The sequence below is a fragment of the Halosimplex halophilum genome (assembly GCF_004698125.1).
Classification (GTDB): Archaea; Halobacteriota; Halobacteria; order Halobacteriales; family Haloarculaceae; genus Halosimplex; species Halosimplex halophilum.
On the sequence record NZ_ML214298.1, the window covers coordinates 861,575 to 883,976 of the forward strand.

Here is a 22,402-nt window from a genome sequence, read left to right on the forward strand (position 1 = left end):
CCCCGCGGTTTAGTGAGTGGAACCCTGAGGGAGGTGTGCTATGGCTGACGACGTACACAACGAGAGCGACACGTTCGACATCGGCGGGGAGCTGACCGTCCACCGCCTGGGCTTCGGCGCGATGCGGCTGACGGGCGAGGACATCATCGGCCGCCCCGACGACGAGGAGACGGCCCGCAGCGTCGTCCACCGCGCGGTCGAACTCGGCGTCGACTTCGTCGACACCGCGGACTCGTACGGGCCGGGGGTCAGCGAGCGGGTCCTCCGGGAGGCGCTGGCCGAGGTCGACGCCGAGCCCGTGGTCGCCTCGAAGGCGGGGCTCCTCCGGCACCGCGACGGCGAGTGGCTGCCCCACGGCGACCCGGACTACCTCCACAACCAGGTCCTGGCCAGCAAGGACCGCCTGGGCGTCGACTCCATCGACCTCTACCAGTTCCACCGGCCGGACCCCGACACGGACTTCGAGGACTCCGTCCACGCCTTCGCCGAGATGAAAGACGCCGGCCAGGTCGACCACGTCGGCCTCTCGAACGTCACCGTCGAGCAGCTGGACACGGCCCGGGACATCGTGGACATCGCGACGGTCCAGAACCAGTACAACGTCGCCTACCGCGACGACGAGGACGTGCTGGCCGCCTGCGAGGAGTACGACGTGGGCTTCATCCCGTGGGGGCCGCTCTACACCGTCGACGACGAGGGCGTCGCGGAGGTGCTGGACGAGGTCGGCGAGGCCCGCGACGCCAGCCGGCGGCAGGTCGCGCTCGCGTGGCTGCTCGAACACTCCGACGTGACCCTGCCGATCCCGGGCACCTCCAGCGTCGACCACCTCGAATCGAACGTCGCCGCCTCCCAGGTGGAACTCACCGACGAGGATATGGCGAAGCTGAACGACATCGACTCGCAGTAGCGACGCCCCGTTTTCCGACGCCGTCGCTGGCCGTCGTGTAATGCCTGGGGAGCGACGGCGCCGTCGCTCGCCGGTGAGAAATTGTGAAAATTCGGAGTCAGCGGAACTGACCCGAGTTACTGCGACTTACTGTCGGGTGAGGTTCGACGCGCGCGGGCCCTTGTCGGCCTGCTCGATGTCGAACTCCACGTCCTGGCCCTCTTCGAGGTCCGGGCCACCGACGTCTTCCATGTGGAAGAAGACGTCGTCGTCGGCATCCTCGGTCTCGATGAAGCCGTAGCCGCCAGTGTCGTTGAAGAAGTCGACAGATCCGGAGGCCATCAGAGGCGCTCCAGGTTGGTCGCTCGGGGACCCTTGTCGGCCTGCTCGATGTCGAACTCGACTTCCTGACCCTCTTCGAGGTCGGGGCCGCCGACGTCTTCCATGTGGAAGAACACGTCGTCGTCCTCCTCGTCGGTGTCGATGAAGCCGTAGCCGCCAGTGTCGTTGAAGAAGTCGACCTTACCGGACGCCATTAGAGGCGCTCCAGGTTCGTCGCGCGCGGGCCCTTGTCGGCCTGCTCGATGTCGAACTCCACTTCCTGTCCCTCTTCGAGGTCCGGACCGCCCACGTCCTCCATGTGGAAGAAAACGTCGTCGTCAGCGTCCTCAGTCTCGATGAAACCGTAACCGCCCGTGTCGTTGAAGAAATCAACCTTACCGGATGCCATTGCGACTAAACACAGACGCGGGGGATGTATAAGCATTCCGAGAGAACCGTTACCACGACCCGTCACGGAGCCGGGATCGGGGATTCTCAGCCGCGTGAGAGTCGTGGCGGCGGGGTGATCGCAAGCGGGCGAGGGGTTTTTATCGAGCGGGGCGGAGTAACTGGTAATGAGCGACGCCGGGGAACCGCTGTACGTCGGCGCGGCCTGGTCCGAGGGCTCGTGGTTCGCGGTGGCGTTCGACCGCGAGGGGTTCGACCACGCCGCCGTCTTCGCGGAGGTGGGCGACCTGTGGGTCCGCTACGAGGAGACCGCCGAGCGGGTCCTCGTGGACGTGCCGGTCGGCCTCGTCGAGGAGGGCGAAGAGGGGCGCCGCTGCGACGACCTCGCACGGCGCGTGCTGGGGCCGATGAGCGGCGCGGTCGTCACGCCGCCGGTGCGGGAGGCGACGCGCAAGCGGCGTTACCCCGCCGCCCAGCGGGTCAACGAGCGCAAGGCCGGCCGGGGCATCTCCGAGCGGGCGTTCGAACTGAGCGACGCCATCGTCGCTGTCGACGAGCTCCTGCAGAACGTCCCCGAGGCCCGGGCGGCGTTCGCGGAGAGCCACCCCGAGGTCTGCTTCCGCGCGCTCGCGGGCGAGCCGCTGGAACACGGGAAGGCCTACGCCGCGGGGTACGCCGAGCGGATGCGGACGCTCGCCCGCCACGACCGCGACGCGCCGCCGGTCGTCCAGGCCGCCGCCGAGGCCACCGAGGGCCACGAGGTCGCCGTCGCCGACGTGCTCGACGCGGTCGCGCTGGCCTACACCGCCGCCCCCGGCGCGGGCGAACTCCGGACGCTCCCGGCGGACCCGCCGACCGACGCCGAGGGGCTCCCGATGGCCGTCACGTACCGGGCCGAGAGCGCGCTCACGACCGAGTGAGGGCGACCGGCGGCGGGTCGTCGACCGACTTACCGCTGGTCGACCGGCGACACGCACCCGTCCGGCGACAGGGATATCGTATCGGCGAACCAACAGGGTGTCCATGGAGCACGAGATCTCCCACAGGCCGTCGTACGCGCAGCTGACGCTCGACCTCGGGCCCGGCGAGTCCGTCCGCTCGGAGGCGGGCGCGATGGTGAGCAAGTCGCCCTCGGTCGAGGTGGAGACCAGCGCGGAGGGGGGCATCCTCAAGTCCATCTCGCGGTCGCTGTTCGGCGGCGAATCGTTCTTCATGAACACGTTCTCGGCGCCCGACGGCGGGCAGATCCAGCTGGCGCCGGCCCTCTCGGGCGACGTGCAGCACCACCGGCTCGACGACGAGACGCTGTACGTCCAGTCGTCGTCGTTCCTGGCCTCGGATCCCACGGTCGAGGTGGACACCGAGTTCGGCGGCGCGAAGACGTTCTTCGGCGGCGAGGGACTGTTTCTCCTGCGGCTGTCGGGGAGCGGACCCGTGTTCCTGTCGAGCTACGGCGCCATCGACGAACACGAGGTCGGGGCCGGCGAGTCGTTCGTCGTCGACACGGGCCACATCGTCGCCTTCGAGGAGTCGCTGTCGTTCGACGTGCGGAAGGTGGGCGGGCTGAAGTCGACGCTGTTCAGCGGCGAGGGGCTGGTCTGCGAGTTCTCCGGCGAGGGGACCGTCTGGACTCAGACCCGAAGCCCCGACGCGTTCCTCTCGTGGCTGATCCCGAAGATCCCCCAGCGCAACACGACCACGACGACCACCTGACCGGCGCGGCGCCGCCGCGGAACCCCGGCTCCTGCGATCGGGCGGACAGCCGGCGGAACCCGCACAATCGTTATGACAGGGCCGTGCGAACGGACGGACATGAGCGAACGAGCCGAACTCGACTCGGAGTCGCTGGCGTCGCGCGTCGTGGCCGCGGGCGTGGTCGAACTGTCCGTGCGCGGCGAGACGCCGGCCCACGCCGGCGAGATCCGGCGGGCGTGCAACGACGCGATGGACGCGGTCGCGGGCGAGGTGCTCGGGTCGGTGACCGAGGCGGAGGTGGCCCGGACGCTGAACGAACTCGAGGCCGACGGCGTCGTCGAGGGCGTCCGGGAGGACACGTCGCCCGCCGGCAAGGGCCGGCCGAACTACCGGCTGGTGCCGCCCGCCGACGCGGTCCGCGCGGCGCTGGCCGACGACGACCGCACCGCGGGACTGGCGGACCGGATCGAGTCGCTCGACGCCTGACGGTTCTCCCCCTGCGACTCCGCCGAGTTCGACGCCGGCCGGCACAAGACCCTTGTGTCGTCGGGCTGACGACCCGATGTATGCTCGAAGCAGAACTCGAAGTGTGTACGGACTGTGGCGTAGTACACATGGAAGGCGGCCCGGCGCCGACGAACGTCAGCGAGTGCTCGGCCTGCGGCGGCCGCGTCAGGGACGTGGAACTCGACGACCTCGTCGGCCTGTAAGGCCCGGGACTCCGGCGTCGCCGCGGTCGCGCGGCTCGGACCCCTTCCCGACCCCTCGTTCGCCAGCGAGGGGGTTCGACCGGCCGCGGCGAATCCCCTCGCATAGGCATCTCCGACACGGTCAGGGACGTGCTCGTCCCGGACGACGAACCCGGTGTCCGCTACGAGTGCGCCGACTGCGGCGAGCGGTTCGACGACGCCCGGGCCGACTGCCCGAACTGCGGCGGCACCGACATCGAGGAGGCCAGGGGCTTCGACGCGGCGCCGGACATCCGACGGCGCGGCGGTCGTCCGCGACGGCCGGAGCCTCTCGACGGCCGAGGGTCCCTCACCGCTACCGCCCGGTCGTGTTCTCGCTGCCGACGTGAGCCGGGTCGTGCCCGTGGCGCGCTTCGCCGCCGTAGCGGAGCCCCTCCTCCGACCAGGTGCCGGTGTGCTGGCTGGGTTCCGTGTCCGGCCACTGCTGGCCGCCCCCGGTCGGCTGTCCGGGTCGCCCGCCCGTCCGCTGGCTGTGCTGTTGCCGGCTCTGGACCTGCCCCCCGCGCTGCTGTGACCGCTGCTCGTTCGGGTGGTGGTCCGCGCTGCTGGCGGTCCGGTCGCCGCCTCGATGCCCGCCGGTCCCCTGCTGCCCGCCCCGTCGATAGTTCTGCTCGCTCGGGCGGTGTTGCGGGCTGCTGGCCGTCCCGGAGTGCGACCCCTGTTGGCCGTGGTGCCGTGGCTGCTGGTCGCGGTGCTGTGACCGCTGACCAGTCTGCTGCTGAGGCTGTCGACCGGCCTGCTGCTGGGGCTGCTGGTCGGTGTGCTGTTGAGGTTGCTGGCCGGTGTGTTGTTGAGGTTGCTGGCCGGTGTGTCGCTGGCCGGAGCGTTGCCGTGACTGCTGGCCGGTCTGCTGCCGGGACTGCTGGCCACCCTGGGCCTGGCCACCGGTTCGCGGTCGTCGCTCCGGCGACACCGCGCCGCGCTCGCGCTGGTGTTCGGAGCGCTCGCGCTGGTGTTCGGAGCGCTCGCGCTGTGGCGGCTGGACGTAGTCGCTCCCCGTGCCACCCTGGGGGTGCTGTGTCCGGCGGGCGCTCCGCTGGCGGCGGTCGCGGTCGGCGCGGCGCTCCCGGTCGGTCGCCCCCCAGTCGGTGCGCTGGGCGTCCCCGCCGCCGAAGTGGCGCCCCACCTGTTCGTGCTGTTCGCCGGCACCGGCCTGCTGGCGGTTCTCGCGTCGCTGACGCTGGCGGGACCCGTGGCCGCCGCCCGCGTCCTGCGACCGGGGCTGGCCCGTCTGTCGGTACTGGTCGGCGTTCTCGGCGCCGCGGCGGTGCTCGCCCCGCCGCTGCTGGCGGTCGTGCGTCTGCCGGTCGGAGTCGTGCTGGTGAGTGTGATGCATGGGGATCGCCGGGCGCGAACCCGGCGACGGAAGTCCGGCCGGCCGCCGGAAATAGGACCGACTCCGTTTTCCGGGCGCGCGCGGACCCCGCGGGGATAACCCGGTCTTATCCGTCCGCGGGACGGCATCCGCCCACGGTCCGGGCGCGGCCGCCCCGGTAATCAGCGGGTACCGTCGCGGCGGGGGAGCGCGGACCGACCGCCTCGGTCGAGCACGCGCCGCCGCTCGGTGAACGTCGCGTTCCCGCCCGCCCAGCGGACGGTCGTCTCGATGCGGACTCGGCCGTCGTTGCGGGCGACGCGGAACAGTTCGCCCAGCGACAGCTCGATCTTGGCGGTCCGCCCGGCCGACGCGTTCGCCGAGAGGTTCCCGAAGCGGTGGTCCCGGGTCCAGATCCGGCTGTCGGCGGCGAAGATCCGCGTCTCCGCGGTGACGTTCCGGATCGTCTCGTTGCCGGTGTTCGTGACGTTGGCCGTCACCCGGCGACAGCGGTCGCCGCACGTCCGGACCCGCGTCACGTCGAGGGCGACGACCTCGGATCCGTTCGGCCCCGCTACCGCTGTCCCGTTCGACCGGGCGGCGTCGCTCCCGTTACCGGGCCGAGGGGTGGCGGCGTCCGCGTCCGAATCGATGCCGTTCGCGTCCGAGCCGACGCTGTTCGCGTCCGGTTGGTCGCCGTTCGCGGGCGGCTCGCCGGAACTCGCGGGCCCGGCGGCGGCGACCCCGGCCCACGCGAGCGACGCGACGACCGCGAGCGCGACGGCGGTCGGTATCGACCACGAGCCTGACGGTTCGGCGTCGGTCCGTTTCTCGGAGCGGGTCACACGGGCGTTCGGGGAGGGCGGGGGAAGTGCGACCGGCCGGCAGTGCCAGGGTGGTCGCGGGTCGCTCGCGGGTCGAGACCGGGAGGTTCTCCACGGGGTCGGCCCAACGGACGACCGATGACCGACCACGCGAACCGCGGGTACCGCCGGATGTTCGACGACGACTTCTCCGTCGGCCTCTTCTTCCCGATCACGACCGCCGACGGGCCGGTCCCGCCGCTGGGCGAGCAGACCGACCTCGCGGCCTACGCCGAGGAGCTGGGCTTCGACGCGCTGTGGTTCCGCGACGTGCCGCTGTTCTGGCCGAAGTTCGACGACGCCGGCCAGGTCTACGACCCCTGGGTGTTCCTCTCCCACGTCGCCGCGAACACCGACGACGTGGCGCTGGCGACCGGCAGCGTCGTCCTCCCGCTGCGCCATCCGCTCCACGTCGCCAAGGCCGCGGCGTCGGTCGACCGGCTGTCGGACGGGCGGCTCGTCCTCGGCGTCGCCAGCGGCGACCGGCCGCCGGAGTACCCCGCCTTCGGCGTCGACGAGGACGACGCCGGCGAACTCTTTCGGGAGAGCGTCCGGACGCTCCGGACGGTCTGGGCCGAGGAGTACCCCGAGATCGACACCCCCTTCGGGAGCCTCGACGGGTCGATGGACCTCCTGCCGAAGCCGACGACGGAGACGCTCCCGCTGCTGGTGACCGGCCACGCGAACCAGTCGCTTGAGTGGATCGGCGAGCGCGGCGACGGCTGGGTCTACTACCAGCGCACCGCCGAGGGCGTGGCCGAGCAGGTCGAGGAGTGGCGGGACGTGGCAGGGGAGAAACCGTACGTCCAGGTGCTGCACGTCGCCCTCGCCGAGGACCCGGCGGCCGGCCCGGAGCGGATCCACCAGGGGTACGCCGCCGGGACCGACTGGCTGCGCGAGCACGTCCGGGACCTGCGGGACGCGGGGGTCGACCACGTGATGGTCAACGTCCGCCAGACCGACCCCGACCGGGACGTGCGGGCGGTCCTCGATCAGTTCGCCGACGGGGTGCTGGCCGAACTGTAGCGCTGCGGCGGCCCGTCCCCGGCCGTGCCGGCTCCCGGTCCAGCCTGCCGCTATGTCCACCCTTATTGGCCTCCCATCGAGTCTCCGTGACGAGAACGTCAATGACGCTCACACCCGAGAAGCGCGACCGCCTGGAGAACCTCCACAGCGCCCTGATCAACGACATCACCGACGAGATGGGTATCGACGACAACGTCATCCCCGGCACCCGCATCCGTCCCGTCTGGTCGAAGGAGCCGACCGTCGGGACCGCCCACACCGCCCAGCGCGTCGACATCGGCTACGCCGAGGGCGAGTGGGACCCCGAGGACGGCGACGACGGCGAAGGCGAGGCCGTCGAGGACGACCGCGACGCCGAGGACATCGACTTCTTCCAGTACCTCGAAGCCACCGACGAGGGCGACTTCGTCGTCATGGCCGCGCCGAAGGACACCGAGGTCGGGCTGTGGGGCGAGCTCCTCAGCACCATCGTCCAGGAGAACGGCGCGACCGGCGCGCTCATCGACGGCCCGACGCGGGACTCGACGATGATCGAGCAACACGAGTTCCCCGTCTGGTCGGACGGCCACAGCGCCATCGAGTCGTTCGGCCGCGTCAGTTTCCGCGAGTGGGACGTGCCCGTCGAGGTCCACGACGTGACCATCGCGCCCGGCGACGTGATCTTCGCCGACTACCAGTCGATCGCCGTCATCGACCCCGACATCGTCGACGAGGTGCTCGAACGGGGCGAGGAGGAACTCGAACAGGAGAACAACGTCCGCCGGGACATCCGCGACGGCGACAGCGTCTACGAGGTGTGGGACCGCTACGGCACGCTGTGAGAGGCGACCGTCACGGCGGGTCGAGCGCGCGTCACCGCGCTCACAGGTCGAACACCCGCGCCGCGACGCCGGCCAGCAGGATCAGCCCGCCCAGGACGAAGGTCCCGGGGACGGGGAGGACGAACACGAGCGCGCCGACTACCAGAATCTTCGTCGAGAGTCTCATGTCCTCTCGTCCTTCGTCTCCCGACGGATACGGCTTGGGTCGGTCCCAGTCCGCGCGGCCCGACCCGAGCGGTTCACTGGAGGTACCCCAGCTGTTCGAGCCGCGCCTTGCGCTCGGCGCCGATGGAGACGGACTCGCGCTCGCCGGCCGCGTCGACGGAGTCGAGCCAGTCGTCGAGCGCGTCGGTCAGGTCCGCGACGACCGCCGGGTGTGACTCGGACACGTCGCTCGTCTCGCCGGGGTCGGCGTCGAGGTCGTACAGCCGCTCGGAACCGTCCGAGCCGCGGACCAGCTTGTACTCGTCGGTCCTGATGGCCCGCAGCGACCGGTCGTAGGTCCGGAGGTCGTCGGGCACCCGACCCAGATTGCGTTCGAGCGCGGCCATCGACGGCTGGGGCGCCATGTACTCGCTGACGGCGAACTCCCGGGCCGGGGTCTCGGCGTCGGGGTGGAAGGAAGTGCCGTGGAACCCCTCACGAACGTCGGGGGCCTCGATGCCGGCGGCGTCGAGCAGCGTCGGCGGCAGGTCCAGCAGGCTCACGAGGTCGTCCAGGTCGGTGCCGCCGGTGAACGCGCCGCCGTGGAGGACCAGCGGGACGCGGACGAGCGTGTCGTAGAGGCAGTACTGGTGGTCCATCAGGCCGTGGTCGCCGATGTTCTCGCCGTGGTCGGCGGTGACGACCAGGACCGTGTCCTCCCACTCGCCGGCGGCCTGCAGCGCGGTCCGCAGCGCGGCCAGCTGCTCGTCGAAGTAGGTGATCTCGCCCCGGTAGAGCGCCCTGATGAGGGCCAGATCTCGGTCGGAGAGGTCGATATCGCCGGCGAGATACTCCCAGGGCTCCTGGGGCACCTCCATCGCCTCCTCGTAGGTGGCACCCTCCGGGAGGTGCCGTTCGGTCGTCTCGCGGGGCGGCCGGTATTCGAGGTGCGGTTCGAGGTAGTTGACCAGCAGGAAGAACGGGTCGTCGCTCGACCGGTCGGCGAGCCAGTCGGCGATCCACGCCGTCGACCGCTCGGCGCCGTCGTCGGCGCGGTCGCGGACGAACCCCCGGTAGAGCGTGTTGGCGGCGTTGACGAGGGGGTTGCCGTCGAAGAGCTTCCGCGCGACGAGGCGGGCGCGGCTCTGTTCGGTCTCGTCGACGAGCTCGGAGAGGGCGTTGTCGGACTGGACGAGCTGCCACATCTGGCGGAACTCGTCGAAGCCCCGGTCGAAGCCCGACTCGGCGCTGAGCCAGGTGTTGTTGGAGACGCAGACGGTCTCGTAGCCCGCCGCCCGGAACGGTTCGGGCAGCACCGGGAGTCGGTCGTCCAGGCGCTCGTGGTCGGCGTGGGCCCCGTGTGCCGAGGGCGGGGCCCCGGTCAGCAGCGAGGCGTGGGAGGGGAGCGTCCACGGGGCCGCCGAGACGGCCCGCGTGGCGCGGGTCCCCGAGGTGGCGAGCTCTGCGAGGGTCGGCGCGACCTGCGAGTCGTAGGCGTCGTCGACTCGCGTGGTGTCGGCGACGACGACGACGACGTTCGGCTGTGCGGCCATTGTCGCCCGGGCTTGGAGGGCCAGCCCGATAGCAATTGACCGCTTACTTCCGGCGGTTTCGGCCGTTTCATCGCGGTGGCCGCGCACGCTCGGTACCGGGGGCTTACCGCCGTCGAACCGCCGTGTCACTGCGCGGCCTCGATCCCGCTCACGCGGGCGCCGTGTCCGGTAAGACCGACTTACGCGGGCGCCGAGCCGACGCGAGTTCCCGGCCTCACCGATGATCCCGGCCATCCGAAGACGGTAAGTATTGCACACGAATATCGCTCGGCGTGTTCGGCCCTCCACCCCGCAGAGCGCTCGTCAGATACGCGGCCGCCTGCCTCCTCGTCGTCGCGGCGACCGGCGCGGCGGCCGCAGCGGCGACGGTCGCCACGGCATCGACGGGTGCGCCCGCCGACGGAGCGAGCGATCCGGCGGCCGCGACCGCGACACCCACCGTGTCGTCCGGAACTGCCGCCGCGTCGCCCGGGACGCCGACCCCGACGGCGACGCCGCGGCGGTGTCTCGACGACGAGTACGACCCGCCCGTCCTGCCGGCCGACTGGACGGCGGGGCTGGTCGACCACCTGTCGAGCGAGTCGCTCGACCGGTGGACCGGCGGCCGGATCGCCCCGGTCGGCGCCGGGGGCGACTGCTCGCTGTTCGTCGCGGACGGCGAGCGCGCGACCCTCTCGGCGACGACCGTCGATCGGTCCCGCGGCGTCGTCACCGGAACGCTCGATCTCGGCGCGAACGGCTCGCTCCGGCTGATCGAGGCGGACACCGGGCCGACCGCCGCCGGCGCGGGCGCCGAGACGACCGCCTCGACCGTGACCGGCGCCTCGACCTCAACCACGTCGGGCGACGACGGCGCTGCGCTCGCCATCGAGAACCGCGGCCCCGACTTCTCGACCGAGGCTGTCGTCGCGGTCGGGAACCGGTCCGAGCGGGTCGCGCTCCCGTCGGGCCGGTTCTTCGAGTTCGCGGTGGTCCGGGCGGCCGACGGCGACGTGCGCGTCGCCCTCTGGGGGTCCGACCGGGTGTGGAACGAGGAGTGGGACGCGACGTTCGACTCGGTCCCCGATCGGGAGTGGCGCGTGCGGGTCGACGGCCGGGCGTTCCTCGACGGCCTCGCGGTCGGAACCGCCGACCCGGCGACGCCGACGGCCGAACCGCCGGTCGGCGACGACACGCCCACGCCGACGGAGGACCCGTTCCCGGAGTTCCCCGACGACCCGGATTCCGGCTTCGAAGACCCCGAGTCCGAACGCTCGGGGGACTCGGCCTTCGCGTCGACGCTCCTCGGGCTGATCGTGATCGGCGTGGGGGCGGTCATGGTCCGGTACGCCTACGGGATATCCCGGTTCAGCGAACAGCTGGACGCCATCGGCAGCACGACGCCGGCTCACGAGGTCGAACCCGCCGCCTGGAACGTCGCGCTCACGAAGATCGGGGGCGGGCTCGCGATCGCCTTCGGGCTCTACCTGGTCGTCTCCGCCCTCCTGTGAGGGCGAAGCCGGTCGGACGCCCGGCTCATCCCTCCCCGACCATGCGGTCCTCGTCGTCCCACTCCTTCGCGCGCAGTTCGTACTTCTGGACCTTCCCGGTCGCCGTCGTCGGGAGGTCGTCGACGAACTCGACGGCGCGGACGGCCTTGTAGCTCGCCAGCCGGTCGCGGGTGAACGAGGCCAGTTCGTCCTCGAGCGCGCCGGGGTCGTCGGGCTCCCCGTCGGGGACGACGAACGCCTTGGGCTTCTCGCCCCACTCGTCGCTGGGCGCGGGGATCACGGCCACGTCCGAGACCGCCTCGTGTTCGAACAGCGCGTCCTCCAGCTCGATCGAGGAGATGTTCTCCCCGCCGGAGACGATGATGTCCTTCTTGCGGTCCTGGATGGAGATCGCGCCGTCCTCGTCGACGGTCGCGAGGTCGCCGGTGTGGTAGTACCCATCGGCCCGCTCGGAGAAGGCCCGTTCCGTGGCCTCGGGCTTGTTCCAGTAGCCCTCCATCACCTGGTTGCCGCGGACGACGACCTCGCCGATGGTCTCGTCGTCGCGGGGCACGTCCGCGCCGTCCTCGTCGACGACGCGGACCTCGGTGCCGAGGTAGCCGATGCCCTGTCGCTTCTTGACGGCGAAGCGGTCGGCGCTGTCGTCGTCGAAGTGCCGGCGGGCGTCGGAGGTGGTGATGAGGGGACCGGTCTCGGTCGCGCCGTAGACGTGTTTGAGGTACCAGCCGAACTCGTCCTCGACGGTGCGGATGGTCGCCTCCGGCGGCGCGCTGCCGGCGGTCGCAACGCGCACGTCGGCGTCGCCGGTCGTCGCCGGCGCCTCCGCCTCGTAGTGGTCGATCAGCCGGTTGAGGACCGTCGGGGCGCAGCAGAGGTAGGACACGTCCTCGGCGGCGACGGCGTCGAAGATCCGCTCGGCGTCGACGCCGCGCGTGCAGACGTGGGTCGCGCCCAGGCCCGTGACCGCGTAGATGTGGCCCCACCCGTTGACGTGGAACATCGGCAGCGTCCACAGGTACGTGTCGTCGTCGCGGATCTCCTGGTGGACCGAGACCAGGTAGGCGTGCAGCGTCTCGGTGCGGTGGGTCCGCATCACGCCTTTCGGGTCGCCCGTCGTCCCCGAGGTGTAGTTGATCGTGATCACGTCGTCCTCGTCCATCTCCGGGCGGTCCACGTCGGGGTCGGGTCCGGCGGCGTCGAGGAGCGCGTCGAAGTCCTCCCAGTCGCCGTCGACCGCGTCTGCCCCGTTCGTCACGAACGTCTCCGTCGGCACGTCGTCGCGGATCGGCTCGATCTTCCCGGCGTACTCGCGGTCGGCGTAGATGGCGTCGACCTCGGCGTCCGAGAGGATGTACGCGAAGTCGTCGGGCGTCAGCCGGTAGTTCAGCGGCGTGTGGACCGCGCCCAGTTGCATGATCCCGTAGGCGGCTTCGAGGTGGTAGTGGGTGTTGGGGTCCAGCACCGCCACGCGGTCGCCCTGTCCGACCCCTCGCTCGCGGAGCGCCGCCGAGAAGCGGTCGGCCCGCTCGCCCAGTTCCTCGTAGGTGTACCGTTCGCCGGTCGTCGCCACGACCGCCTCGTCGCCGCCGTAGTGGCGCCGCGCGCGGTCGAGGAAGTCCGTCACCAGCAGTGGCTTGTGCATGGTATCGCCTCGGCCCCGATATCGGGCGGCGACCCCATAAATTGGATGTTCGATTGTGAACTTCCGGGGCGGTCGAGCGGGGTCGTACTACTGGCTCTCCTCTCCGGGGGCGCAAGACACACGACCCCGCGCGCCGACCGGCGAGACATGACCGCACCCCTGCCGATCAGCGGGTTCGCCGACGAGATCGCCGACGACCTCGACGACCAGCTCGCGACGCTCGAATCGCTCGACATCAGCCACCTCGACCTCCGGGGCGTCTGGAACGAAAACGCGCTCGACCTCTCGGCGGACCGGCTGGACGCCCTCGAAGCGACGCTGGCCGAGCGCGGCTTCGCGGTCACCTCCATCGGCTCGCCGATCGGCAAGATCGGCGTCGAGGACGACTTCGACCCCCACTTGGAGCGACTGGAGCGCGCGCTCGAACTCGCGAACCGCTTCGACACCGACCGTGTACGGGTGTTCTCCTACTACATCCCCGACGGCGACGACCCGGCGGACCACCGCGAGGAAGTCCTGCGGCGGACCCGCACGGCGGTCGAGAAGGCCGAGTCGGCGGGCGTGACGCTCGTCCTGGAGAACGAGAAGGACATCTACGGCGACACGCCCGGCCGGATGCGCGACCTGCTGACGACCATCGACTCGCCGCACCTGCGGGCGGTCTTCGACCCCGCGAACTACCTCGAAATCGGCGTTCGGCCGTATCCCGACGCGCTCCTGCAGGTCGTCGAGTACGTCGACCAGGTCCACGTCAAGGACGCCGAGTTCGGCGAGCGCGGCGAGATCCGCCCCGCCGGCGAGGGCGACGGCCGGATCGGCGAGACCGTGGCGGCGCTGCACGAGCGGGGCTTCGACGGCCCGCTGTCGCTGGAGCCGCACCTGGCGTTCGCGGGGTCGGCCTACGGCTACAGCGGCCCCGAGGGGTTCGAGGCGGCCGCCGGAGCGCTGAAAGACGAACTAGACGAGGCGGGCGTCGAGTACGAGTAACTTCGGAGAGCGGGATCTGGATGAATCTACGAGTCGTCGGCCTCGTTCCCTGATCCGTTCAGGTCTTCGCGGGCCTCTTTCATGCCTTCGGCAACCCCAGGTCCGCCGAACCCTGCCATCTCACGGACATCGGACTCGCTCCGGGTGACTGCCAGCCTGCCGAGTAGTTCGTCGAACGTCTCGTCGTCCCGTTTCACCGCTTCGAGCTTGCGTTTCGTCTCCTCGGAAATGCGAATGGACGTGGTCATACTGCGTGTGAGGTGATAGAGTCGAGTATAGCTTGCGCCGGCTCGGCCCAAGAGGTTTACAGCAGCCCGACGGAACCGGACGCATGGCCGGCGACGACGCATCTGGGGCCAGCGGCGAGGACGCATCGACTTCCTCGCATCCGCTGACGACCGTCGACGGGTCTGACCGGCCGCTCGTGGGCGCTCTCCTCGCGGCTGCGGCGGCCGTCGCATACGCGGTCGTGCTCGGGTTCGCGATCGAACTGCCCGATCCAGCGCAAGCGGCGACGTTCGTCCTGTACTTCGGCGGTCTCGGTGCCGGCGTCGGATTCACTCGCCGACGAGCACCTACGTCGGCCGGGATCGGCGTGGTCGCCTTCGCGGTCGTGCCGTGGGTGCTGACCTGGGGGTTCGGGCTGAACCGCGGGCGTCCGGGGACAGCACTGTGGTCGGCCGGCGCGATCGCCTTCGGCGTCTTCCTCCTGGCGTTCGGATCGGAGTCGCTGCTCCGCTGGCCATCGTCCGTCCGGTCGCTGCTGTCCGGACGGGACGCGCTCGCGGGCGGGGCCGTCGGCGCAGTATCGGCGGTCGCGGTCTTCCTCTCGTGGACCTCCGTTCCGACCACCTACGGGTCCGCGTGGATCCGGGGTATCCACTACGTCGCCGTCGCGACGCGGGGTCTGTTCCTCGTCGCGGCCGTGACGGCCGCGGTCCTGTTCGCGACCCGGAAGCGGACGGTCGCTCCCGCGCTGCTGGTCGCCTGGGCGTTCACCGTTGCCCTCCTCGGCGACGCTCGCGGGACCGCCGTCTGGTCCGCCACGCCGGACTACCTCGCCGAGTTCGGCGTCGTCGTCCTCGCCCTGACGCTCGCGGCGGGCCTCCTCGAACTCGCCGTGCGTGGGCTTCTCGGCCGCTTCGGCGACTTCGACTCGATACCTGTCGGCCGGTGACCCGGCGGCCCCACGCGAGACGGCGACCACTTCCGCTCCGGACCCGTAGCCTTTTACCCCGGTTCGGACACACCTCCCTGTATGACCGAGGCGACGGGTATCGTCGGGGAGTTCCTCTCGCTGAAGGAGGGGACCGACGCCGACTTGCTGGCGATGCAGTGCGGCGACTTCTACGAATTCTTCGCCGAGGACGCCGAGACCGTCGCGGACGAATTGGATCTCAAGGTCTCCCAGAAGTCCTCGCACGGCTCGTCGTATCCGATGGCGGGCGTGCCGCTGGACGACCTGACCCCCTACCTCTCCGCGCTGGTCGAACGGGGGTACCGCGTGGCCGTCGCCGACCAGTACGAGACGGCGGACGGCCACGCCCGCGAGATCACGCGGGTCGTGACCCCCGGGACGCACCTCGAAACGAGCGACGACGACGCGCAGTACCTCGCGGCGGTCGTCCGCGAGGGCGGGAGCGGCCGCGGCGACAGCGGCGGGAGCGATGGCGACGACGCCACCTACGGCATCGCCGTCGCGGACGTGACGACGGGGCAGTTCCTCGTCACCGAACAGTCGGGGGCCGACGCGACGAGCGCGGCGCTGACGGAGCTGTACAAGTTCGACCCCGCGGAGGTCCTGCCCGGCCCCGAGGTCCGCTCGGACGACGACTTTCTGGACGAGATCCGCGAGCGCACCGACGCCTCGCTCTCCTTGCACACCACGGAGGCGTTCGCGCCGGGCCGCGCCCGGCATCGCGTCCGCGAGCAGTTCGGCGACGAGACCCTGGAGAGCGTCGGCATCGCCGACGCGGAGGCCGCGGTCCGGGCCGCGGGCGCCGTCGTCTCCTATGTCGACGAGACGGGCGCGGGCGTGCTGGCGTCGATGACGCGCCTGCAGTCGTTCGACGAGTCGGCCTACGTCGACCTCGACGCGACGACCCAGCGCAACCTCGAACTCACGGAGACGATGCAGGGGGATCGGAAGGGATCGCTGTTCGACACGGTCGACCACACGGTCACGAGCGCCGGCGGACGGCTCCTCCGGGAGTGGCTCCAGCGCCCGCGCCGCTCGCGGGCGGAGCTCGGCCGCCGCCAGTCCGCGGTGGCGGCGCTGGCGGAGGCCGCGATGGCCCGCGACCGGTTGCGCGAGACGCTCGGCGACGCCTACGACCTCGAACGGCTGGCATCGAAGGCCGCGTCGGGCAGCGCCGACGCGCGGGACCTCCGGGCGACCCAGGAGACGCTCGCGCTGCTCTCCGCGGTCGGGGATCTGGTCGCCGACAGCGAGCGACTCGCCGACTCGCCGCTGGCCGAGGTGCTCGACCGACCCGACCGCGAGGCCGCGGCGGAACTCGCCGCTGATCTGGACGAGGCGCTCGTCGAGGACCCGCCCGGGACGGTGACCCAGGGCGGGCTGATCCGGCCGGGGTTCGACCCCGAACTCGACGAGATCATCGACGACCACGAGGCGGCGCTCGACTGGATCGAGCACCTGCCCGAACGGGAGAAGGAACGGACGGGTATCACGCACCTCTCGGTCGACCGCAACAAGACCGACGGCTACTACATCCAGGTCGGCAAGAGCGAGACCGACGCGGTGCCCGAGGCCTACGAGCAGATCAAGACGCTCAAGAACTCAGAGCGGTACGTCATCGACGAGCTGGCGGAGAAGGAACGGGAGATCCTCCGGCTGGAGGAGCGCCGCCACGAACTCGAACGGCAGATCTTCGAGCGGCTGCGCGACCGCGTCGCGGCCCGCGCCGAGGTCCTCCAGGAGACCGGGCGGGCGCTGGCGGAGTGCGACGCGCTGGCGAGCCTGGCCGCCCACGCCGTCCGCAACGACTGGACCCGGCCGGAACTGTCCGACGGCCGCGAGCTTGTCGTCGAGGGGGGGCGGCACCCGGTCGTCGAGCAGACCACGCAGTTCGTGCCGAACGACCTGCGGATGGACGACGACCGGCAGTTCCTCATCGTGACGGGGCCGAACATGAGCGGGAAGTCGACCTACATGCGCCAGGCGGCGCTGATCACGCTGCTCGCACAGGTCGGGAGCTTCGTGCCCGCCCGCTCGGCGCGGGTGGGGCTGGTCGACGGCATCTACACGCGCGTCGGCGCGCTGGACGAGCTCGCGCAGGGCCGCTCGACGTTCATGGTCGAGATGCAGGAGCTGTCGAACATCCTCCACTCGGCGACCGACGACTCGCTCGTGATCCTCGACGAGGTGGGCCGCGGGACCGCGACCTACGACGGCATCTCGATCGCGTGGGCCGCCAGCGAGTACATCGTCAACAACGTCGCGGCGAAGACGCTGTTCGCCACCCACTACCACGAGCTGACGGTGCTCGGCGAGGAACTGCCGAGCGTCCAGAACGTCCACGTCGCCGCCGAGGAGCGCGACGGCGACGTGACCTTCCTCCGGACCGTCGAGGACGGGCCGACCGACCGCTCCTACGGGATCCACGTCGCCGACCTGGCGGGCGTGCCCGACCCCGTCGTCGACCGCTCGCGGGAGGTGCTCGACCGGCTCCGCGAGGAGGAGGCCATCGAGGTCCGCGGGAGCGACGGCGGGTCGGGCACCACCCAGGCCGTCTTCGACCTGAGCAGCGGGCAGTTCAAGACGGGTGGGAACGGATCGTCGGCCGGCAGCGAGGGAGCGAGCGACGCCGGGCCGGCGGCCGACGCGGGGACGGGCTCGGGCAGCGAGCAACTCGCCACCGACGGCAGCCACGCGGTCGAGGGATCCCCCGCCGACACGGGGCCGACGCTCGACCCCGAGGTCGCGGAGGTGCTGGACGAACTTCGGGACCTCGACGTGAACGAGACGCCGCCGGTCGAACTGATGGCGAAAGTGCAGGACTGGCAGGCGGAGCTGGACGAGGAGTGAGGCGTCGCCGAGCGGTCGAGCTCACTCGGCGGGCTCGAAGACGCCGAGCCGTCCGTCCCCGAACCCGGCGTAGACCGTCCCGCCGAACCCCGTGACGGTGAACACCGAGGCGTCCGGCCGGTAGACGGCCCGCGGCTCGCCGGTCGCCGCGTCGACGGCGAAGAGGCTGGTGAACTCCGCCTTCTCGGGGGTTATCGCCTCGGCGACGAGCGTCTCCGCCGTGGCGGCGGCCGGCCAGCCGTTGTTCGAGGGGGTGACGAACCGGAACGGCCGGTCGCCGCCGGGGCGGTCGTAGGCGTCGACGGCGTTCATCCGCGCGTTGGTCCGGGTGTACAGCCGCTTCCCGTCCGCGGAGAGCAGCGGGTCGTGGGCGTAGGCCCGCTCGCGCCAGGCGACGGTCCCGTCGGCGGCGACGGCGGCCACCGACTCGTTCCCGACGTACACCCGGTCGTCGGTCGGGACGAACCACCGCGCCGACAGCGGGCGCGTCCACAGCGTCTCGCCGCCGGTCGAGAGGCCGACCAGCGAGGAACCGTCGTCGCTCTCGCCGACCGAACAGACGACGGTGTCGCCGAGGACGGTGGCCAGCCGGACGGGGGCGGCGAGTTCGCGGCGCCACCGCCGGTCGCCGCCCGGTCCGTACGCCGACAGCGTCCGGCCGCTGGCGGCGTACACCGCGTCGCTCCCGACCGCGAAGGCAGTCGCGCCCGCGAGCGACGCCGACCACCGCGAGTCGCCGCTACCGGTGTCGACGGCGTAGACCGTCGTCTCCAGCGGCTCTTCGGGCGTGTCGTGGGTGTGCTCGGGCTCGAAGAACTCCGTGGCGCGGACGACGACGGCGCCGTCGAGGAAGCCGGCGACGCCGAGGCGCCGCTCGCGCTTGAACGACCAGCGTTCGGTTCCCGTCCCCGCGTCGAGGGCGTGCAGCGCCGTCCACTCGTAGGCGTCGCCGCGGCCGTGGACGCTGTAGACGGTCCCGTCGCCGACGGTCACGCCCCAGGTGTCTGTCGCGTCGGTCGGTTCGTGGTGTGAGCCCGCCTCGGCCTCGCCCGCGAACGACTGCACCCAGTCGAACTCCGCCCGACCGGGCGACAGCGCGGCGACAGCCGAGCGGCCGCCGCCGTCGGTGCCCAGCGTGGCGTAGAGACGGTCTCCGCCCCCGTCGAGCCCGAGCACGTCCGCGTATTCGGTGTCGACCCAGCGGGCGGCGGTCCACCCGGGGAGGTCGCCCGAGACGCGGGTGACGGTCGCGGGCGGCGACGGCGTGGCGGGGTCGGCCGTCTTCCGGGGTTCGTCGGTCCCCGCGACGGTGGGCGTCCCGTCGGGCCCCGGGGTAGGCGTCGCCGACGGCGACGGCGTCGGGGCGGCGCCGTCCGTTCCCGTCGATATCGTGTCGTCCGCCCCGGTCGTGGGGGAGCCGTCCGTCGGGGGATCGGTCCCGCTCCCGGCGTCGCCGTCGCCGAGACAGCCGGTCAGTGAGGCGAGGCCGGCGGCGAGCGCGAGCGTCCGGCGTCGAGTGGGCATGGTCGGAACTATCGCGGGTACCGGAAAGGGCCTTCTGGAGGGTCAAACGACCGCCGAACGACCGAGCGGCGGGGGCCACCGCCGGACGCAACGGGTCGGACGGGGACGTTTTTGTACGGTCGGGCCGGGAGTAGCACCCGTGCAGAGTCGACGGACGCTGTTGCGTTCGCTCGGGGTCACAGCCGCCGGGCTCACCGCCGGCTGCGGACGACTCCGCCGGTTCGCCGGCGAGCCGTCGGAACTGGCGCGAAACGAGGTCAGTTCCGAGACCGGCGGCGGCGGATCCGTCCCGATGCACCAGCGGACGGCCGGCCACACCGGCTACGTCTCGGGGACTGCGTCCGACGAGTCCGGCGCGGACCGCTGGGTGAGTACCGTCGACCCGCCGGACATCAGCTCCGCGGTCGTGCTCTCGGAGGATTCGGCGTTCGTCCCGAGCGGGGACGGCGTCTACGCGCTCGACCGGAGCGACGGGAGCTATCGGTGGGACCGTCGCCCGGACGCCACCTTTCCGACGGGCCCGGTCGTGAGCGACGGTACCGTCGTCGTCGGTGAGCTGTTCGAGGGGACGGTCGAAGACGAGGTCGGCGCGGTCGCCTACGACGCCGCCGACGGGACGGAGCTGTGGGAGACGACCGACGTGTCGGGGGGATGGAGCCGCCCGACGGTTCGCGACGGGACCGTCTACCTCTCGGGCGGCCCCGTCGACCCGGGCGTCACGGCCGTCGACCTCGCCGATGGGAGCGTCGAGTGGGAGGCCCGCCTCGACGCGGAGACCGGGCGGGTCGCCGTCGACGACAGGGGCGTCTACGTCGTGCAGGAGACGGGCGTTCGAAAACTCGACCACGAGGGGTCGAGCCTGTGGCACCGGCCGACGACGGGGGAACCGCGCGGACCGCCCACCGTCGCGAACGGGACGGTGTACGCCCAGACCGGGCCGGCGACGTTCGCCGCGCTGGACGCGGCGACCGGCGAACCCAGGTGGGAGACCACCGCGCCGGCGGAGACCGAGTTCTCGGCGGTGGTCGCCGACGGGACCGTCTACTGCTCGGGGGTCGACCTCGTCGCGCGCCGGGCGGCCGACGGGCGCGAGCGCTGGCGCCGTTCGTCCACCGAAGCGGGCGCGAGCGTCGAGACTGCCACGGACGGCTACGGCGACCGCGGTTTCGGGGAACTCGCAGTGACCGACGACGCGGTCTACGTCGGTCACGGCGACGGACTGCTCGCCGTCGCCCCCTCCGACGGGTCGCCGCGGTGGCGACACCCGTTCCGCGACCGGGTGAAGGGCGGCGACATGGTCTTCGGTGGCTCTCCCGGTGCACCCGCGGTGGCAGGCGACACCGTCTTCACGTTCACGAGCGGCGGCGACTGCTACGCGGTCGCCCGGTAGCTCCGGTTCAGGTCGAGTCCCACGGCCCCGTTCCCAGCGACTGAGAGCGCGGTCCCCTTCTTAACCCGATGGGGGCGGGACACTCAGTCATGACCGACGCCGACGGGACGTGCACGTACTGGGCGCCGACGGAGTGCGAGGGGTCGGCGCACTGCCCGCCGCGCTGTCCGCGGTTCGTCGACCGGACGGGCGAGGCGTGGGTGGTCCGCCCCGCGACGGGCGAGGACCGGGAAGCGCTCGTCGCGATGTACGACGACTTCGCGCCGGGGGAACAGGCCCAGGGGCTGCCGCCCCGTCACCGCCCGCGGCTCGAAGACTGGGTCGACGACTGCCTCTCGGAGGGGTGTAACTTCGTCGTCGCGGGCGACGACCGACTGGTCGGCCACGCGCTGTACACGCCGACCGACGCGGCCGAACCGGAGTTCGCCGTCTTCGTCCACCAGGACTACCAGGACCGCGGGCTCGGCACGGAGGTGAGCAAACACGTCGTCGCGGCGGCGGCCGTCGCCGACCGCGACGCGCTCGCGCTCGTCGTCGAACCCGACAACCGCGCCGCCCGGCACGTCTACGACGAACTGGGCTTCGAAACCGAGTCCGAACCATCGGTCGCCGGCGGGAGGCTGGGGGCCGTCCGGATGCGCCGACCGCTCGACGCCGAATCGACGGCCCCGTTCTGTCATCCGCCGGTCGTCCGGAACGGGTCTGCCGAGCCCGGAAGCGGAGCCGACGCGACCGCGAGGTCCGGCCCCGGCCCGGCGGCGTCCGACTGAAACGTCGCGGATACGGTGGTCGCTCTGCAGAAGACCGGCCGCTCGTCGGGGGAAACGGTCGAGAAAACAGTGTGCGGTCGTAGAGCGTGGGAAAATCGAGGGGAGCGCGGCTCTCAGCCGAGAACGTACTCGAGACGGGGGTAGCGCTCGACGAGCGTCTCGCCGCCCACGTCGTAGTTCTCGATGTAGGCGTCCAGCCCGAGGATCCGTCCGGCGCCGAAGGCGGCGACGGCGAGGAACACGAGCATGTAGGCGAAGTCGCCGTTGATGAACCCGTGTGCCATGTCCCAGTTGCCGAAGTAGAACATGAGCATCATCAGGGCGCCGAAGAACGCCGCAAGGCGGACCAGCGCGCCGACGAGCAGGCCGAGCCCGATGAGGACCTCGCCCCACGGGACGGCGACGTTGGCGAACTCGACGAACCAGGGCGTCGACCCCATCCACGCGAACAGCCCGGCCAGCGGGTTCCCGTTGGTCGCGGCGACGTTCGACAGGTAGCCGCCGGAGTCGAAGCCGCCCGCGAGGACCTTCGTCGCCCCTGAGTACAGGAACGCGTAGCCCATCATGAGTCTGAGCGAGAGGACGAACCACGCCGACAGGCTGTGGGCGCGGCCGCCGACCGTGTAGCCGCCGATTGTGCTCTCGAAGGTGTTGCGAGTGTCGGGGGAGATAGTTGAGGCTGTCATGATACAGGAAGGGAACTTCCTACTACAGACGACGACCGGAGGGGTAATAAAGTAATATGTACAGGCGTTACCATGGTTATGTAT

General features: G+C 71.3%; 24 protein-coding genes. 13 read left to right on the forward strand and 11 right to left on the reverse strand.

The window, feature by feature from the left end; all coding sequences use genetic code 11:
* Positions 1 to 40 precede the first annotated feature (40 nt).
* Entirely contained in the window at positions 41 to 907 is an 867-nt protein-coding gene (locus E3328_RS15310) for an aldo/keto reductase (protein ID WP_135365485.1), read from the forward strand.
* Between the two features lie 126 nt (positions 908 to 1,033).
* Here the strand turns inward: E3328_RS15310 and E3328_RS15315 are convergent, their stop codons facing one another.
* The 3 genes from E3328_RS15315 to E3328_RS15325 are packed head-to-tail and all read right to left on the reverse strand — an operon-like array spanning position 1,034 to position 1,616.
* The gene (locus tag E3328_RS15315; protein ID WP_135365486.1) at positions 1,034 to 1,228 is read right to left on the reverse strand and encodes a cold-shock protein; all 195 of its coding nucleotides are present in this window, start codon (positions 1,226 to 1,228) and stop codon (positions 1,034 to 1,036) included.
* Positions 1,228 to 1,422 carry a cold-shock protein gene (locus E3328_RS15320; protein ID WP_135365487.1) on the reverse strand — a complete coding sequence of 65 codons (195 nt, stop codon included), beginning with the start codon at positions 1,420 to 1,422 and terminating at the stop codon, positions 1,228 to 1,230. Before E3328_RS15320 ends, E3328_RS15315 begins: the two co-directional genes overlap by 1 nt.
* Positions 1,422 to 1,616: a cold-shock protein gene (locus tag E3328_RS15325; protein WP_006883278.1), complete on the reverse strand. Its 195-nt coding sequence runs from the start codon at positions 1,614 to 1,616 to the stop codon at positions 1,422 to 1,424. The genes E3328_RS15320 and E3328_RS15325 overlap by 1 nt, the downstream gene beginning before the upstream one ends.
* Positions 1,617 to 1,782: 166 nt before the next feature.
* On the opposite strand from E3328_RS15325, the gene E3328_RS15330 reads away from it, so the two are divergent.
* From E3328_RS15330 to E3328_RS22095, 4 genes are all read left to right on the forward strand, one after another.
* On the forward strand, positions 1,783 to 2,535 hold the full coding sequence (locus E3328_RS15330; protein WP_135365488.1) for a DUF429 domain-containing protein: 753 nt from the start codon (positions 1,783 to 1,785) through the stop codon (positions 2,533 to 2,535).
* Positions 2,536 to 2,638: 103 nt separating this feature from the next.
* The gene (locus E3328_RS15335) at positions 2,639 to 3,328 is read left to right on the forward strand and encodes a TIGR00266 family protein (RefSeq protein WP_135365489.1); all 690 of its coding nucleotides are present in this window, start codon (positions 2,639 to 2,641) and stop codon (positions 3,326 to 3,328) included.
* Positions 3,329 to 3,427: 99 nt separating this feature from the next.
* The gene (locus E3328_RS15340; RefSeq protein WP_135365490.1) at positions 3,428 to 3,796 is read left to right on the forward strand and encodes a Cdc6/Cdc18 family protein; all 369 of its coding nucleotides are present in this window, start codon (positions 3,428 to 3,430) and stop codon (positions 3,794 to 3,796) included.
* Positions 3,797 to 3,876: 80 nt separating this feature from the next.
* A complete protein-coding gene (locus E3328_RS22095) occupies positions 3,877 to 4,020 on the forward strand; it encodes a hypothetical protein (RefSeq protein WP_167837420.1) in 144 nt (47 codons plus the stop codon).
* A gap of 334 nt (positions 4,021 to 4,354) precedes the next feature.
* Here the strand turns inward: E3328_RS22095 and E3328_RS15345 are convergent, their stop codons facing one another.
* The gene (locus E3328_RS15345) at positions 4,355 to 5,395 is read right to left on the reverse strand and encodes a hypothetical protein (RefSeq protein ID WP_135365491.1); all 1,041 of its coding nucleotides are present in this window, start codon (positions 5,393 to 5,395) and stop codon (positions 4,355 to 4,357) included.
* 161 nt (positions 5,396 to 5,556) lie between these two features.
* The gene (locus tag E3328_RS15350) at positions 5,557 to 6,219 is read right to left on the reverse strand and encodes a hypothetical protein (RefSeq protein WP_135365492.1); all 663 of its coding nucleotides are present in this window, start codon (positions 6,217 to 6,219) and stop codon (positions 5,557 to 5,559) included.
* A 117-nt stretch (positions 6,220 to 6,336) separates the two neighbouring features.
* On the opposite strand from E3328_RS15350, the gene E3328_RS15355 reads away from it, so the two are divergent.
* Together E3328_RS15355 and E3328_RS15360 are read left to right on the forward strand one after the other, a co-directional pair.
* The gene (locus E3328_RS15355) at positions 6,337 to 7,263 is read left to right on the forward strand and encodes an LLM class oxidoreductase (protein WP_135365493.1); all 927 of its coding nucleotides are present in this window, start codon (positions 6,337 to 6,339) and stop codon (positions 7,261 to 7,263) included.
* A gap of 101 nt (positions 7,264 to 7,364) precedes the next feature.
* Positions 7,365 to 8,084, forward strand: coding sequence for an RraA family protein (locus E3328_RS15360; protein WP_135365494.1), 720 nt, complete (start codon positions 7,365 to 7,367; stop codon positions 8,082 to 8,084).
* A gap of 40 nt (positions 8,085 to 8,124) precedes the next feature.
* Here the strand turns inward: E3328_RS15360 and E3328_RS22755 are convergent, their stop codons facing one another.
* Both E3328_RS22755 and E3328_RS15365 read right to left on the reverse strand, forming a co-directional pair.
* Positions 8,125 to 8,250 carry a hypothetical protein gene (locus E3328_RS22755; protein WP_281275796.1) on the reverse strand — a complete coding sequence of 42 codons (126 nt, stop codon included), beginning with the start codon at positions 8,248 to 8,250 and terminating at the stop codon, positions 8,125 to 8,127.
* A 73-nt stretch (positions 8,251 to 8,323) separates the two neighbouring features.
* Complete coding sequence (locus E3328_RS15365) at positions 8,324 to 9,781, reverse strand: sulfatase family protein (protein WP_135365495.1); 1,458 nt, start codon at positions 9,779 to 9,781, stop codon at positions 8,324 to 8,326.
* A 272-nt stretch (positions 9,782 to 10,053) separates the two neighbouring features.
* Between E3328_RS15365 and E3328_RS15370 the strand changes: the two genes are divergently transcribed.
* On the forward strand, positions 10,054 to 11,271 hold the full coding sequence (locus E3328_RS15370; RefSeq protein WP_135365496.1) for a DUF6199 family natural product biosynthesis protein: 1,218 nt from the start codon (positions 10,054 to 10,056) through the stop codon (positions 11,269 to 11,271).
* Positions 11,272 to 11,296: 25 nt separating this feature from the next.
* On the opposite strand, the gene E3328_RS15375 is transcribed toward E3328_RS15370, so the two are convergent.
* The gene (locus E3328_RS15375; protein ID WP_135365497.1) at positions 11,297 to 12,913 is read right to left on the reverse strand and encodes a long-chain-fatty-acid--CoA ligase; all 1,617 of its coding nucleotides are present in this window, start codon (positions 12,911 to 12,913) and stop codon (positions 11,297 to 11,299) included.
* Positions 12,914 to 13,060: 147 nt separating this feature from the next.
* On the opposite strand from E3328_RS15375, the gene E3328_RS15380 reads away from it, so the two are divergent.
* On the forward strand, positions 13,061 to 13,900 hold the full coding sequence (locus tag E3328_RS15380) for a sugar phosphate isomerase/epimerase family protein (RefSeq protein ID WP_135365498.1): 840 nt from the start codon (positions 13,061 to 13,063) through the stop codon (positions 13,898 to 13,900).
* Between the two features lie 26 nt (positions 13,901 to 13,926).
* Here E3328_RS15380 and E3328_RS15385 read toward each other — a convergent pair whose 3' ends face one another.
* A complete protein-coding gene (locus E3328_RS15385; protein WP_135365499.1) occupies positions 13,927 to 14,148 on the reverse strand; it encodes a DUF7557 family protein in 222 nt (73 codons plus the stop codon).
* 83 nt (positions 14,149 to 14,231) lie between these two features.
* Between E3328_RS15385 and E3328_RS15390 the strand changes: the two genes are divergently transcribed.
* The gene (locus E3328_RS15390) at positions 14,232 to 15,077 is read left to right on the forward strand and encodes a hypothetical protein (RefSeq protein ID WP_135365500.1); all 846 of its coding nucleotides are present in this window, start codon (positions 14,232 to 14,234) and stop codon (positions 15,075 to 15,077) included.
* Between the two features lie 81 nt (positions 15,078 to 15,158).
* Positions 15,159 to 17,948, forward strand: coding sequence for a DNA mismatch repair protein MutS (mutS, locus tag E3328_RS15395; protein ID WP_135365501.1), 2,790 nt, complete (start codon positions 15,159 to 15,161; stop codon positions 17,946 to 17,948).
* Between the two features lie 21 nt (positions 17,949 to 17,969).
* Here the strand turns inward: mutS and E3328_RS15400 are convergent, their stop codons facing one another.
* Positions 17,970 to 19,472 carry an outer membrane protein assembly factor BamB family protein gene (locus E3328_RS15400; RefSeq protein WP_135365502.1) on the reverse strand — a complete coding sequence of 501 codons (1,503 nt, stop codon included), beginning with the start codon at positions 19,470 to 19,472 and terminating at the stop codon, positions 17,970 to 17,972.
* A gap of 139 nt (positions 19,473 to 19,611) precedes the next feature.
* Here E3328_RS15400 and E3328_RS15405 point away from each other — a divergent pair, with 139 nt between their 5' ends.
* Positions 19,612 to 20,862, forward strand: coding sequence for an outer membrane protein assembly factor BamB family protein (locus tag E3328_RS15405; RefSeq protein ID WP_167837421.1), 1,251 nt, complete (start codon positions 19,612 to 19,614; stop codon positions 20,860 to 20,862).
* An 89-nt stretch (positions 20,863 to 20,951) separates the two neighbouring features.
* On the forward strand, positions 20,952 to 21,632 hold the full coding sequence (locus E3328_RS15410; protein WP_135365504.1) for a GNAT family N-acetyltransferase: 681 nt from the start codon (positions 20,952 to 20,954) through the stop codon (positions 21,630 to 21,632).
* A gap of 113 nt (positions 21,633 to 21,745) precedes the next feature.
* On the opposite strand, the gene E3328_RS15415 is transcribed toward E3328_RS15410, so the two are convergent.
* A complete protein-coding gene (locus E3328_RS15415; protein WP_135365505.1) occupies positions 21,746 to 22,318 on the reverse strand; it encodes a DoxX family protein in 573 nt (190 codons plus the stop codon).
* Positions 22,319 to 22,402: the final 84 nt, after the last annotated feature.